Source organism: Roseateles sp. P4_D2, from assembly GCF_056401875.1.
The window spans coordinates 95,174-109,246 of the sequence record NZ_JBFUIM010000007.1 but is presented as its reverse complement, the minus strand read 5'-3'; the positions used below and the strand labels follow the sequence as shown (position 1 = coordinate 109,246).

9 protein-coding genes are annotated in these 14,073 nt (G+C 65.5%); all 9 read right to left on the bottom strand.

Annotated elements, in window-relative coordinates:
* Window positions 1–144: 144 nt before the first annotated feature.
* Window positions 145–1,737, bottom strand: a complete 1,593-nt coding sequence (locus AC1DW0_RS14245; protein ID WP_477946518.1) for a GH39 family glycosyl hydrolase — start codon at window positions 1,735–1,737, stop codon at window positions 145–147.
* 199 nt (window positions 1,738–1,936) lie between these two features.
* Window positions 1,937–3,601 carry a glycoside hydrolase family 5 protein gene (locus tag AC1DW0_RS14240; RefSeq protein ID WP_477946516.1) on the bottom strand — a complete coding sequence of 555 codons (1,665 nt, stop codon included), beginning with the start codon at window positions 3,599–3,601 and terminating at the stop codon, window positions 1,937–1,939.
* A gap of 225 nt (window positions 3,602–3,826) precedes the next feature.
* Window positions 3,827–5,482, bottom strand: coding sequence for a glycoside hydrolase family 43 protein (locus AC1DW0_RS14235; RefSeq protein WP_477946514.1), 1,656 nt, complete (start codon window positions 5,480–5,482; stop codon window positions 3,827–3,829).
* A 77-nt stretch (window positions 5,483–5,559) separates the two neighbouring features.
* Window positions 5,560–7,146, bottom strand: a complete 1,587-nt coding sequence (locus tag AC1DW0_RS14230) for a glycoside hydrolase family 43 protein (RefSeq protein ID WP_477946512.1) — start codon at window positions 7,144–7,146, stop codon at window positions 5,560–5,562.
* 297 nt (window positions 7,147–7,443) lie between these two features.
* Entirely contained in the window at window positions 7,444–8,496 is a 1,053-nt protein-coding gene (locus tag AC1DW0_RS14225; RefSeq protein ID WP_477946510.1) for a LacI family DNA-binding transcriptional regulator, read from the bottom strand.
* Window positions 8,497–9,063: 567 nt separating this feature from the next.
* Complete coding sequence (locus AC1DW0_RS14220) at window positions 9,064–10,533, bottom strand: tryptophan halogenase family protein (RefSeq protein ID WP_477946508.1); 1,470 nt, start codon at window positions 10,531–10,533, stop codon at window positions 9,064–9,066.
* A 3-nt stretch (window positions 10,534–10,536) separates the two neighbouring features.
* Window positions 10,537–12,048: an ATP-binding protein gene (locus AC1DW0_RS14215; protein WP_477946506.1), complete on the bottom strand. Its 1,512-nt coding sequence runs from the start codon at window positions 12,046–12,048 to the stop codon at window positions 10,537–10,539.
* A complete protein-coding gene (locus AC1DW0_RS14210; protein ID WP_056203803.1) occupies window positions 12,032–12,757 on the bottom strand; it encodes a response regulator in 726 nt (241 codons plus the stop codon). The genes AC1DW0_RS14215 and AC1DW0_RS14210 overlap by 17 nt, the downstream gene beginning before the upstream one ends.
* Window positions 12,754–14,043, bottom strand: a complete 1,290-nt coding sequence (locus AC1DW0_RS14205; protein WP_477946504.1) for an ABC transporter substrate-binding protein — start codon at window positions 14,041–14,043, stop codon at window positions 12,754–12,756. The genes AC1DW0_RS14210 and AC1DW0_RS14205 overlap by 4 nt, the downstream gene beginning before the upstream one ends.
* Window positions 14,044–14,073 lie beyond the last annotated feature (30 nt).

Genomic DNA, 14,073 nt, shown 5'->3' with positions numbered 1-14,073 from the left:
CGGGCGGTTGGTATGCGGAGACCAGCACAGCCGAGCTGCACTGGTCCGGTTGCCAGCGTCTGGGTCTTTTGCGCCGATACGCCTGGGAGAGTGGCTGGAAAGACGGCAGTTAGGGGCGTATCGTGATGCAAGCAGCACTGCGTTTCAGCGCTTGACCGGGTCCAGCGTCAGCAAGGTGATGTCGTTGCTGCGCATGGGCACGGTGAAGTTCAGCAGGCCGTCCTTGCCGATGTTGACGGTGCGCTTTATTTCGGGAAGGTCGCGGGTCAGTGACTGCAGCTTGGCAAGCTGCGCCGCATCGAGGTTGATGGGCGAACCCATCTCAAGGTAAGCGGTGTAGGCGTCGTTGGCCTTGTAGCCGGCGCGACGCAGCTCGAGCCGATAGGCGCCCGGCTTCAGGTTTCGCAGCGCGAGCTTGAGCGCTGGCGCCGGGCCGTTGGGCACCGGCTTGGCGAAGAACACGCCGTTAGCGGTGCTCTTTTGATCAGGATGCTGCCAGTCCCATGCCACGACGGCCGTCTTGTCGCCGTCGACTGCGGCCAGTACCTTGTCGTCGGCGCTCGGGATCTCATTGCCGCGTAGCGCATTGAGGTACTTGTAGGCGAACCAAGTCGTCTTGCGCAGGCCATCGCGTGTCATCAAGCCGAAGCCGCCATGGAAGGCGCGGGGCGGCGGGCCCGGCTCCTCGAACAGGTCGCTGTAGGTCCAGTAGCTCATCGCCTGCGCATAGCCTCGCGTGGCGCGCAGCTTGGTCAGGATCCACGGCGCGCTGATGTAGCTGTCGTGCACCTTGTCGTACGGGTTGTAGCTGGTGCTCCACTCGGTGAGGTACAGCGGAATGCCGGGGAACGGCGAGGCTTCGATCTCTTTGCGATTGCGGCGCACGTCGCCGACGATGGCGTCGGGGTTAGGGTCCAGGATGCGGTCCGACTTGCCGAACTCGTCGAGGTAGCCTTCCGTGACGCCGTAGGTATGGGTGGTGACGAAGTCGACCGGCACGCCTTCCTGCTTGGCATAAGCCAGCAACTCGGGCACCCAGAAAGCGCCGGCCGTCGCGGGGCCGCCCACCTTCAGTTGGGCGTCCACCTTCTTGAGCGTGCGCGCGGTGTTGGCGTACAGCTCGAAATAGGCCTTCTGGTCGGCCTTTTCCCAGAAGCCGTCGAGGTTGGGCTCGTTCCACACTTCGAACGGCCACTTGCGCACCTCTTCGATGCCATAGCGCTGGATGAGGTGGCGCGCGAACGCGTCGATCAGCTCGGTCCACGGCCCTGGCTGCGGGTGCGAGGTGTTGCCCTTCCAGTAGAAGATCTTCAGGTCGGAGGTCTTCATCACGGCGGGTGTGAAGCCCAGCTCGATGAAGGGCTTGACGCCACTGGCCAGCATGCCGTCGTACAGCTTGTCGATGCCGGTCCAGTCGAACGCCAGCTTGTCGCCGTCCTTCTTCACCGTGCCGTAGACGTCGTGAAAGATGTCGTGGAAGCGCACATAGCGAAAGCCCAGCTCGTCCGCAGCCGTCTTGAGCTGGGCGAGGTTTTCGGGGCGACCGGTGGTGCCCGGATAGTCCGCGCCGACCGAGAGATCGAAGAAGCGGTCCATGGGCTGGGTCGCAGCAGCGCGGTCCAGCGTCACCACGCGAGCGGCGGGAGTGGCCGCAGGGGTCGCGGTGCACAGGCCAAGTGAAAGGAGCGTCGCCGCGAGGCTGATAACGCTTCGGGGCAGGGACAGGGATGTGTTCATTGGAGGATTTCGGAGGACTTGGGAAGAGAGGGCGGCAGGCCCGGCGCCAGAAGCTGGACGCCAGGCCGCCGAACCATTGGCTCAGTTGCTGTAGAGGAAACCGCGGCCGTTCCCGCTGTCGTAGATACGTCCGGAATCGGCCAAGGAATTCAAAAGAAGGTCCGCCATGCGGCGGACCTTCGGACAAACTCCCAGGGAATTACAGACCCGGAATCGGAGCAATATCGGAAGTGCCAAGCATGGAGCCAAGCAGGTTCCAGTCCAGGACTTCACCGGTCGTCTCGTGGAAAATGTCGTGTTGGGTTACCCAGCCCGTGCCACTGAACCCAAGGCTGGCGATCTTGTTCTGCACGTACTTGTTCCAGTGCGTGGCTGCCCGGTAGTTCTGGTCTTTGTATGAGCCGGTCAGGCCGAGGCTCGCCGGCTTTACCCCCGCGCGATATTCGCCGATCAGCACGGGGATACCCCGGTCCGTGAAATACTTCATCTTGGCGAGCTGAGCATCAATGGAGCTTTCGTTATATCCCCCCTTGACATTGCGATTCGTAAACTGATTGCTCACGTTATAACTTCCCCAGAAGGCACTCCAAGTCCCCCACGACTCATCTGTTTCCATCAAGGTGAAGTCGAAGGGATCATAAAAGTGCACTTCGACCATCCGCTTATTCGCCGGATCCGAAGGTAGATTCTTTCCATAGTTAATCGTGTTATCGATATTGGTGTTCGGCCCTTGGACGATCAGCCAGCGAACGGCATTGCCGCCGCCGTTGGCGCGCATCGCGGTAATCCAATTCTGCTGGTATTTGTAGAGCACATCGGTCTTGGCCTGGGTTGGCGCGTCAGGTTCGTTGGCGACAGCGAAGGCCAATTTGTCGCTGTCATACCATTTGAAAGTATTCGCAACCTGGGTCCACATGTTGATCAACTTGGCATTGATCGCAGGGTCGTAGGAATTGAAGCCGTTGCGTTCGAACCAGCCAAGGTCATAGTGGTCGTTGATGATGACGTACAGGCCGTCGGCGAGGGCCCAGTCGACCGTCTGCTTGACCTGGGCCATGAACGCGGGATCGATCGTTCCGTTGGTGGAATGAAAATCCCACGCAACGGGTATGCGCAGGGTCTTGAACCCCCTATCCCTGATGGAGTCGATCAGTGCCTTGGTGGGCGCCGCCGCTCCTGGCCAGAATGCTTCGAGGGTGTTTCCCAGGTTGATACCGGGATTCGGAAAGACTTGGGTCTGCGCGCTGGGCACGGCGATCGCGAACGCCTGGGTGGTCTTGGCGCCGCAGGTGTTGGTGTAGGTGGCGGTGGCCGTGCAGCTGGCAGTGGGCGTGATGGTCTGCTGGCGTGCCGAGCCCGACGTACCGCAGCCGCTCCACCCCCACGAGCCGCCGGTCGTCGGCTGCGGGCCGAGGATGGCCGAGTTGCCAGCGGTGACCGTGGCTGAGGACGTCTGCGTCCAGGAGCCGTTGGCGCTGATGTAGGGCGTGATGGCTGTCGGCGCGCAGCTGGTGCCGCGTGTGGCGCTGGCCGAGCCGGAGTTGTAGCTGCCGGCGTTGGTCGTGAACTTGACCCAGTACCAGTACGGCGTGCCGGTGTTGGCCGAGCCGTCGGCGTAGCTCCGGGCGCTGCTGCCCGGCACGGCGATGCGGGTGCGGCCGGCGGGGTCGGCGTCGATGTCGCGGTAGACCTCCAGTGACGTGACGGTGCCGCTGACGGTCCAACTGAGCTGGTTGTTGTTGGCCGTTCCGCTGGCTGTGAGGCAGACGGTGGCGCCGCCGCCACTGCCGCAGCTTTGCGCCTGCGCGAGGCTGCCTGCGCTTGCTCCGAATGCAAGCAGCAGTGCTGGTATCAAGGTTCTCATGTTCTACCTTTCAAGGTTGAAAGTGCTCGGCCGGTTGTCTCCTCCGGACTCGAGCGTTATGGAAGGACGCAGCTCAGTACATGGGCTTACATCCCGACAACTCCGAGGGATTGGGGTGGCAGCTCCAGCACCAGGGGCCTTGCGGGCCGGGCTTCGCGGAGAACGGTGCCGGCACGACGGCCTGCGGCTGTTGGAATGTGTTGTGGGTGAGGCGCACGGCGAAGATCAGCGGGAGTCGCCGGTGGGTCCGATGCGGTAGTAGTCAAAGTCCACACGGCCGCCGGCGGTCTTGGTCGAATAAAAGAAGAGCCCGTAGCGATAACCCATGAAGTGCTTTGGGTAGGAATAGGTCAGGCGCGAGGGACGTCCGATGGCAGTCCAGGATTTGCCGTCGAGGCTGTAGGAGAAGCGAGCGACCTCGGGCGCGGGCTCAAATTCGCTTTCGACCTTGAGGTGAACGGTTTTGCCAGCGAGGGGAATGGAGGCGATCTCCTCGGGCTTGTCGGAATCAGCGCTCACCATGACGAGCGATCTGACGCCACCGGTCATCTTGACGCCGACAAAACCGTACTGTTTCTGGAAGACCGTGAGGCCGGCCACATCGCCGTCTTTCATGCCGCTCACATCGATGCTTGTCGTGGCGGAACTGGCAGGGCCAAAGGTGCGCTGGGTGAGGGTGTTCGTGGCCTCCGGCAACGTGGCAACGACCCGGCTGGTGACGAGGCTCAGATGGCCCGGGCGCTTGGTGAGCGACCAGTCGTTGGGCCTCGGGTTGTGATTCCATTGCCAGGCCAGGGGCAGGGCAGGGTCGCCGGGCTGGCGGTTGAATTCGTCGGAGGCGACGATGCCGGAGGCGCCGGAGACGCCCTGTGCGCCGGCCGGGATGTCGAGCGTCATGGGCACCTTGCCGTTTTCGCCTAGCACGGGCCAGCCGTCCTTCCAGGTCACGGGCACGAGGTAGGGAATGCGACCGACGGCGCCGTTGCCCTTGAAGAGATAGGCGTACCACTTGCCGTCGGGCGTGTCGATGAGGCCGCCCTGGGCGATACCACGGTCATCGAGCACGATGCGACCCTCGTAGGGCCCGTCGATGCTGTCGGCGCGGTGGACGATGACGGTGGGCGCCCAGCGGCTTGCGGGCGAGGCGATGTTGAAGAGGTAGTAGCGGCCGTTGATCTTGGAAAGATGCGAACCCTCGCCATTGAGCCCGCCCAGGTCGGTGCCGAAGACGGTGTTGACGTTCTCGATGAGAACCTTGTTCACGCCGCCGGGCTTGATGCCGGAGAGATCGGATTTCAGCTCGACGAGCGTGATGCGCCCGCCTCCGTAAACCATGTAGACGCGACCGTCATCGTCGAAGAACAGGCTGTGGTCATGCAGCACGGGCTCGAAGCTCATCTCCTTCCACGGGCCGCGCTCTGGATCGCGCGTGCTGAAGATATGGGTGCGTCCGCTGGTGTAGGAGAACGTCGAGGCATAGAACACGCCGTCGTGGTAACGCAGGCTGGGGGCCCACGAGCCGGCCGCGTAGGCGTCCTTGCCGTTGTCGAGGCGGAGGGCTTCGTTGTCTGCCAGCGTTTCATAGGCGTAGGAAGCCATGCGCCAGTTGACCAAGTCCGTCGACTTCATGATCGGCAGGCCCGGGCTCATGTGCATCGTCGTGCTGCTCATGTAGTAGGTCTTGCCTACTCGGATGATGGCGATGTCCGGAACGTCGGCCCAGATCAGCGGGTTGTGAGCAGGAGCTGCCTGTGCCGCCGGAACGGCCTGAGACGCGACGCAGAGCACGAGGGCCATCACGAGCCAAAGAACCGGGCGGTTCATGAGGCGGGTGGGAGAGGCGGCGCAAGGGCGGCTCAGGTCGTCAGCGTGTTTGTCCATGTTTTGTCCGGATCAGTCATTTGGAGTCGCGTCGGTCAAGGCGACTTGCCGCCCGGCCTGAGGCCGTTTCAGCGCGCCTACCGCGCATACAGCGCGAACGCGAAGTCCGCAGGGCGGCCGCTTTCCTTGTCCTTCAGCGGCCGGTCATCAAGGGTCGCCTCGCCGTCGGCATAGACATCGCTGCGGCTGGCGCGGAGGTTGATCGTCACCGCGTCCTTCTGGCCCTGCAGCGTCAGCGCGTAGCGACGACCGGACTTCAGCACGACAGGCGGATGGGCGCTGAAGTCGAAGCTCAGCAGCCCGGCCCCTTGCGGCCGGTAGGCAATGGCCAGGCCCTCGCCCGCACCGAGCAGTTCGGTGCCGGCCTCCACGTCGCGCAACGACAGGCGCAAGCTGCGCGTGGCATCCGTGCCGTGGCCGTCGCCGGCGTACAGGCTGAGCCGGCCCAGTGCGATGTCGGCGCGCGGCACGAAGGTCTGCACCAGGCGGCTGGCGCCGCCGTCGCGGTTGAAGCCGATGGGCTCGGGTGTCTGCTCGAAAGGCCGGGTGACGGAGGCCAGCGCCGGGCTGCCAGGCCAGGTTTCGGGATAGCCCTGGGCGAACTGCTGGACGGCCACGCGCGGGTCGGAGCGGCCCGGGTCCGCCAGCGCCGGCACCTTGCCCTTGGGCGGCTGGGGCGGCTTGCTGATGCCGGCTTCCGTCTGCGTGATCGGCCACATGCGGCCGTCGGCGTCGTAGTAGAGGTACTCCATCGCGACCGAGCGGCGGGAGGTGGCGCCGGTCTCGCCGTTCAGGGTCAGCCCGGCATTGTGATAAACGAGATAGGACTGGCCCTTGAAGTCGTCGATGACGCCGGCATGGATGGTGAAGCTGTTGGGCACGGCGCCGGTCAGCAGGCCCTGGTAGGTCCAAGGGCCGCGTGGGCTCGGCGCGGTGGCATAAGACAGATGCTCAAAGAGACCCTGCTGCGCCATGGATGCGTAGGTCAGGTAGTACGTGCCCTTGCGCTTGGACAGCCACGGCCCCTCGGTGTAGTTGGGCACCGAGATCTTCTCGATGGGGCCGTCCAGCTCGGTCATGTTGGCCTTGAGCTTGGCCAGGTAGAGCACCGGGTTGCCCCAGGCCAGCCAGGCGGTGCCGTCGTCGTCGATGAAGACGGTGGGGTCGATGTCACTCCAGCCGTAGGGGCTGGGCGTGGACGCATCCGTGATCAACGCCGTGCCGCGTGCATCCTTGAACGGGCCCAGCGGGTTGTCGGCCACCGCCACGCCGATGGCCTTGCCCGGCTGCGTGTCGTTGTGCTGCACGGTGGCGTAAAAGTAGAAGCGGCCATTGCGCTGCACCACCTGCGCGGCCCAGGCATCGCTCACCGCCCACTTGAAATCGGTGGGCTTCATGATGGTGCCGTGTGCGGTCCACTGGCGCAGGTCCTTGGACGAGTAGGCCAGCCACTCCTTCATCAGGAAGAAGTCGTTGCCCTTGGCCTCGTCGCGACCCACGTAGAGGTAGGCCGTGTCGCCCACCACCAGCGGTGCGGGGTCGGCGGTGAAGCGGTCGCGCAGCACGGGGTTGGCGCCTGGTGCCAGTCCGGCGGCCGGAGCGGCGGCACACGTGATGGCTGCGCAGCAAAGAGCGGTGTGTTGAAGCAGTCTGGCGAGGCGCATGGCTAAGTGAGAACCTTCAATTCGGTTGTGGCGGCTGTGCACATGGTGGTTTGCGGACTCATCGATCGACCCCACGGGCAAAGCAGGGTCATCGTCAGCAGCGAGGTCCGCGGGAGAAATGAATGGATTCGCCCCGCGGCATATGACTCCTCCAACCACGCGCGTTAATTCACCGGTTAATCAATTTGATGGGGCGGTTAATCAATTGGCCAAAATAGTTGCGGTCGTGCCGCGCAAGCAATCTTAGTTCGTTCGGTGGCCGAACTAACTAGGGAAAAACCTAGCGGCTTCCCCGTGTCAAGGGATGATCAGCGGCGTGCTTCGAGGACCTGGCAAGCTTCGGCCGTGAACGATTTCGATGGGCAGAACGATGTCGCTCGGGCCGGCGTAGGCTTCCCCAAGGCGCTGCGCCTCGATCAACTGCATCAGGACCTCGACCGCGCGGCGCCCCATCTCAAGCAGGGGCTGGCGCACCGTCGTCATGTGCAGTGAGCGGGCCAGCAAGGTGTCATCGAAGCCTGCAATCGAGATGTCCCGAGGAACGCTCAGCCCGACGCCCTCCAATGCCTCGATGCAGCCGAAGGCGATGTCGTCGCTGCCACAGCAGACGGCCTCGGGCAACGGCTGGCCGCGGTGGCGTTGCAGCCATTCCTGCATGGCCTGCCTGCCCCCTTCGCCGGTGAACCACGTGCGGATCACATGGTCGGAAGCAACTTCGACCCCGGCTTCGGCATGGGCGCGCAGGAAGCCCTCGACACGGCGGTCCGCGCCCTTGGCGCGCACCGGTCCCCCCACGCAGAGGATGCGGCGATATCCAAGCCCGAGCATGTGGCGCGCGATGGCATAGCCGCCCGTTTCATCGTCCGCCTCGACGTTCACCTGCGCCCGCAACAGCCTGCCGGCATGGATCGTGACCATGGGCGTATGCGGTGGGAGCCAGGTCGTGCTGTCATCTTCCAGGTAGGGTGCCAGCACGACGAGTCCGTCGACGCGGCCGTCGCACAAGGCCGGGATGCGCTTGGGCGCTTCTTCCCAGCCGCCGAGTGGAAAGATGGATGTGGTCTGGTGGACTTCCGTCGCACCGCGCACGACGCCGTTGAACACCTCCAGGAAGTAGAGGTTGGGTTCGTCATTGCCGAGGTTGGCGACGAAGCCGATGGCATTGGTGCGTTGAAACGTCAGCGCACGCGCGGTCGCGTTCGGCCGGTAGCTCAAGCGCGCCGCCACCGCAAGGACCCGCTCACGCGTCTCGATCGATACGCGCGTCGAACCGTTCGCACCGCTGAGCGCGGAGGACGCCGCCGCTTCAGAAACCCCCGCTTCTCGCGCGACGTCAGCGAGCGTGGGCAACTTGTGACGATGGCTCTTCGGCGGCGTGGAAGGCCTGGGTATCGAAGCGGACACTGTCCGGCGGGCGGGAGAGACGGGGCGGCGCACTCTAGCATCGCGTCTAGCTGGAACCAGGTATCGCCACAGTCAGTCCGACCATCGACCTCCGGTGCTTGCGGGCGCGGCAGCAATCGTCTTGACGAGTCTGGACGGCGAGCCCGAGCCGGCGCGCTGCACGTGGACGAAGGTCTGAGCTGACGACAAACGCAACGTTCTTGCCGCAGAGCGTACCGACGTCCTTGGGAAGGGTGCACCGAAATGCTCGAGCGAAGTCCACCTCGTAAATTCTCATGTTCAGCGAGACGAACTCCGGAAAGTTCTTCATGAGGCGGCGGCTCAGGGTGCCGTGACCACCCGCTTCAGAGCGTCCCGGTCGGTCGTTTGAAAGGAAGCTCGGGAGCTGAGCGGCCAACCTGGGCGCCGCGGCGAAAGACTGCAACCAGCCTGGAGCGGGCGTCGGTCAACACCGGAGTTGGCGAGTGGAGGTGACCTCGACGCGACTGACACGGCAAGTTGGTGCAGGATGGCTCATTCGCCCATCAAGCAGCGATGGTGTGAGCGGAACGCCCGAGCCATGTTGGCCAGGCTTTGTCTTGCGACCGCGGCCGTGATGGCCTGAGGCGCCGCGCGCAGCTCAGCTGGGAAGCGGCCCATGCCGGCGAACAGGCAGTACCAGGACGGGCGCAGATACATCAGCTTCGCGCCGTGGCGCTCCAGCTCGGCCTCGAAGTCGCCGCCGCGGCCCCAGACGTCGAGCAGGCTGGCGAGCCGGTCGGAGATGTTCTTGTTGGCGCGGTTGGCGCGCCAGTAGTCGGTGTCGCGACGCGTGTTGAGCTGGTAGTGGGCGACGACGTAGTCGCGCACGCCCTCGAACATCTCGCTGACGCGGCGGTTGAACGCGTCCTGTTGTCGGCGCTCGAATTCGCCACCTTCCATGGCTGCGATGAACTGCTCCACGCTGAGCTGGATCAGCATCAGCGCCGTCGCTTCCAGCGGTTCGATGAAGCCCTGGGCCAGGCCTATGGCGACGCAGTTCTGGCGCCAGTGCTGCTTCACGCAGCCCACGCGCATGCGCAGGCGTCGCGCGGTGGCGCCTTCGGCCGCGGCGCCGAGGACCTCGCGCAACTCGCGCTCGGCCTCGTCATCGCTGACGAAGTCAGAGCTGTAGACATAGCCATTGCCATAGCGCGTCGTCAGCGGGATCTGCCAGGCCCAGCCGTGGCGCAGCGCGGTCGAGACGGTCTCGCAGGGGATGTCCTCGCCGTCGACCAGCGGTGTCGGGATGGCGATGGCGCGGTCGTTGAGGAGGTTGTCGCGGTAGGGGTGGAACGGCTCGCCGAGCGTCTCGGTGATCAGCAGGCCTTTGAAGCCGCTGCAATCAACAAAGAGGTCCGCATCGACGCGCGCGCCGCTCTTCAGGTGCACAGCCGCGATGTCGCCGTTCTCGCGCAGTTCCACGCGCGCCACCGTGTCGACGATGTGGCGCACACCGAGGCCCACCGCGTGCGTGCGCAGGAAGGCGCCGAGCTTGCCAGCGTCGAAGTGATAGGCGTAATCCGTGCCGAGCGGCGCTCTTCGCTGCCGGGCCAACTCTGCGGCGAGAAAGAAGTCCCGCGGGTTGGCATCGGCCGCCTGGCCACGCCGACGCAGACAGGCGTTGGTGAAGAAGAGATTGCCCAGCTCACGGTCCGCTTCACTGAAGAAAGGATGAACGTAGCTCTCGTAGCCCGCAACGGTGCTCCAGCCGGGGAAGCGGATGCTGCTCTTGAAGGTCGCGTCACAGGCCGGCATCCAGTCGCGTTCTTCAATGCCCAGCGTGCGGAAGAAGTGGCGCAAAAAGGGCGTCGAACCCTCGCCGACGCCGATGGTGCCAATGTCGGCCGACTCGATCAGCGTGACGTCAACGCCGAGCCGCGCCCAGCGGTGCCGCAGCAGGTTGGCCGTCATCCAGCCGGCCGTGCCGCCGCCGACGATGGCGATGTGTTTGGGAGGCGCCATTGCTCAGCCTGCGGGTAGGGCAACCCGGACTTCAAATCCGCCGGCCGGGTGATTACGAAACCCGACCGTGCCGCCGTGGTCCGCCACGATCTCGCGCACGATGGACAGGCCCAAGCCCAAGCCCTCCTTGCGCATCGCGGCGCCATGCTCCAGCCGCGTGTAGGGCTGGCCCAGCCGCGCCAGCGCGCTCTCCGGCACACCGGGGCCATGGTCGCGCACGGTCACGAGCACGAGGCCGTCCTCGTCGCTGCACACGCTGACCTCCACCGGCTGCTGCTGGCTCTCGCCGTAGAACATCGCGTTGTCCAGCAAATTGCCGATGGCTCGCTTGAGCGCCAGCGGCTTGCCGAATACCGTCAGCGCCTCGTTCTGCAGCTCGATCTTGTGCCCTCCCATGCGCGCGTCGCGCACCATCTTCTGCAGCACGAGGTCGATGCGCAGCGGCGCGCGGTTCTCGTGGATGTCGGTGTCCTTGACGATCTGCAGCGCCGTTTTCACCATCATGTCCAGCTCGTCGAGGTCCTCATGGAACTCGTCCTGCACGGCGGTGTCGTCCAGCAACTCGCTGCGCAGGCGCAGCCGCGTGATCGGCGTGCGCAGGTCGTGCGAGATGGACGCGAACAGCCGCTCGCGGTCGCCGATGTAGCGGCGGATGCGCTCCTGCATGTCGTTGAAGGCCTCGATGGCCTGGCGCACCTCCTGCGTGCCGCTGACACGCAATGGCTTGGGCGCCACGCGCCGGCCCACGCGCGCGGCCGCCTGGCTCAGGCCCGCCAGCGGCCGCGTGATGGCGCGCACGGCGATCAGCGTCAGCAGCACGGCCAGGCCCAGGGCCAGCAGTTGCGGCGTCAAGCGTTGCCAGGTGAAGAACTCCAGTTGCTCCAGGAAGTAGGGATCGGGCAGGGTGCTGCTCAGGTAGAGCCACACGCCCGGCTCGGTCTCGGCCTGGATGACGAGAAAGGGCGCGGGCCGCTCGGCGGCAATCAACGAGGGCTCGACCCAGCTCTCCGGCAAGTCGCTCAGCAGCGCGCCGCTGGGCGACACGGCCAGGCCGATGGGCGAGGCCAGCGCCACGCGCAGCGGCGTGCCCTTGGGCAACTGGGCGGTCAGTTCCTGTGTGACCTGTTGCTCCAACATGTGCGCCATCGGCTGGCTGGGAAGGGGCTCAACACTGACCGCGGCGCCGTTGAAGAAGACGAGGAAGCGTGTGCCGCCCATCGTGCGCAACTGTTCGATGAGCAGGGGGCGATAGGCCGCCGGCAGCTCACGCAGCGCACGTACGGCACCTATTGCACCGCTGGCGACGTGATGCGCGGCCAGCTCGGTCTGGCGCCGCACCCGCTGCTCGATCTGGCTGTACCAGAGCAGGTTGACGACCAACTGCACAAGAGCCAGGCCGCCCAGCATGGCGAGCACGAAGCGGCCCTGCAGGCTGTCGAAGAGAAAGCTGCTGGCGCGATGCCACCAGCTTCGCGCTGGTACGAGTGGGCCGGCGTCCTCAACCTCCGAGGGCATGCCGCGGTGTCACCGTCGTTGAGAAAACGTAGCCCGAGCCGCGCACGGTCTTGATCAGCGCCGGCTGCTTGCCATCGTCCTGCAGGCGCTGGCGCAGGCGGCTGACCTGCACGTCCAGCGACCGGTCCAGCGGCCCCAGGTCGCGGCCGCGCGTGACCTCGGCCAGGCGGCTGCGGTCCAGCACCTCGCCCGGGTGTTCCACCAGCAGCTTGAGCAGCTGGAAGTCCATGCCCGACAGCGCGGTGGCCGTGCCGTCGGGGTCGATGAGGCTGCGCTCCAGCAGGTCCAGCGTGAAGCCGTTGAAGGCGTAGTAGCGCGGCTCCTTGGCCTTCTCCTGGCCGGTGCGGCGCGTGATGGCCTTGATGCGCGCCAGCAGCTCGCGCGGGTTGAAGGGCTTGCCGAGGTAGTCGTCGGCGCCCAGCTCCAGGCCGACGATACGGTCGGTTTCGTCGGCGCTGGCGGTCAGCATGATGACGGGCACCTCGGAGCGGCGGCGCACCGACTGGCACAGCGTGAAGCCCTCGGTGTCGGGCAGCATCACGTCCAGGATGCACAGGCTGATTTCGTCGCGGTGGCGTTCGAACTCGGCCATGAAGCTGGCGCCATCGTGGGCCAGCAGCACCTCGTACTGGTTTTTCTCGAGATAGGTTTTCAACAGGCTGCGGATTTTTTGATCGTCGTCGACGATCAGGATCTTGCGCGGGGTCATGGGACAGCTTTCTTGGGAGCGAGTGCGCGCAGCAGGCCCTGCAGCTTGCGCTGTGCGGCGGCGGGCGTCTGGCTCGGGTCCAGCGCAAAGCGATGGACGGTTTCGATGATGGCGTTCTTGCCGACCTCGCCAAAGGCCATGCGGTGCACGAGGCTGGGCACGCGCGGCGTGTTGGGGTTGGCGAAGAGATGGAAGGAGGCTTGCGCGCAGGGGTCCAGCTCGTCCACCGGCACGTCGCGGCGCACGGGGATGGAGCCTTTGATGCGGTTGTAGCCGAGCTGCAGCGTGGCGCTGCCGAGCAGCTCGGCCATCTTCTCCTGGTCGGCCTGGCTGCCGCCATTGCCGGCCAGCATGGCCAGGGTGTCGATGCTGTAGAGATGGGCCTGGGCGGTGCCGGGCACGGCCTTGCAGCTGAAGTCGCGCTCACCTTCCAGCCCCATGGCGCCCAACTCGCCGCGAGCCCAGTCGCCCATGATCATCATGGCCGCGCGCTCATTGGCGAAGTCGGCAACGACGTCGGTCCAGGGTCGCTCGCCGGGCGCCACACCACTGGCCGGCAGCGCGAGGTTGCGCCAGTTGCGCAGGCGCTTGAGGGCGCGCTCCAGCGCCGGGTCGTCGAAAGCGCTGAGGTCGCGTTGCTCCAGCATGCGGCGGTACAGCGCCGGGCCGGCCTCGCTGAGCAGCATGGCCTCGAAGATGGTGGCCACCTGCCAGGGCTCGTCGCTGAAGGCGACCGGCGTGACGCCGACGGCGCGCAGCTTGACGGCGGCGCGCTCCAGGCCGTCCCAGTCATTGGGCGGCTCGATGCCATGGCGCTTCAGCAGCGCTTTGTTCAGATAGAGGTTGTTGATGCGCTGGATGCCCAACGGTGCCGCGACGATGTGCCCGCGCACCGTCACCTGGGCCATGACCTGCGGGAACATGACCTTGGACCAGTTGCGCTTCGCGGCGACACCGTCGAGTTCGAGCAGCAGGCCCATGTCGGCCCATTCGTTCATGGACGCGCCGTTGAGCTGCGCCACCTTGGGCGCCATGCGGCGCAGGATGCGTTCGTTCAGCACCTTGATGGCCGGACCGCCGCCGCCGCCGGCCACGGCACCGTCCACCCACTTCAGGCCGTTCTCGGCCATGCGTGCGGCGACGTGGTTGGCTGCGGCGCGTTCGCTGGTGGATGTCCACCAGTGCAGCACGTTGAGCTCACCGCTGCCTTCGGGCGCAGACGAGGTCGAAGCAGGCCCGGCCGCCATGGCCGCGCAACTCCAGGGCAACACCGCCAACGCCAACATGCGCCGCATCTTGCGGGCCGCCCGGCAGCG

What these genes read in the sequence shown, in the direction of transcription:
- AC1DW0_RS14240 (WP_477946516.1), bottom strand. Translation starts at nt 3,601, where the DNA reads ATGAGAACCTTGATACCAGCACTGCTGCTTGCATTCGGAGCAAGCGCA.
- AC1DW0_RS14235 (WP_477946514.1), bottom strand. Translation starts at nt 5,482, where the DNA reads ATGGACAAACACGCTGACGACCTGAGCCGCCCTTGCGCCGCCTCTCCC.
- AC1DW0_RS14220 (WP_477946508.1), bottom strand. Translation starts at nt 10,533, where the DNA reads ATGGCGCCTCCCAAACACATCGCCATCGTCGGCGGCGGCACGGCCGGC.
- AC1DW0_RS14205 (WP_477946504.1), bottom strand. Translation starts at nt 14,043, where the DNA reads ATGTTGGCGTTGGCGGTGTTGCCCTGGAGTTGCGCGGCCATGGCGGCC.
- AC1DW0_RS14215 (WP_477946506.1), bottom strand. Translation starts at nt 12,048, where the DNA reads ATGCCCTCGGAGGTTGAGGACGCCGGCCCACTCGTACCAGCGCGAAGC.
- AC1DW0_RS14245 (WP_477946518.1), bottom strand. Translation starts at nt 1,737, where the DNA reads ATGAACACATCCCTGTCCCTGCCCCGAAGCGTTATCAGCCTCGCGGCG.
- AC1DW0_RS14210 (WP_056203803.1), bottom strand. Translation starts at nt 12,757, where the DNA reads ATGACCCCGCGCAAGATCCTGATCGTCGACGACGATCAAAAAATCCGC.
- AC1DW0_RS14230 (WP_477946512.1), bottom strand. Translation starts at nt 7,146, where the DNA reads ATGCGCCTCGCCAGACTGCTTCAACACACCGCTCTTTGCTGCGCAGCC.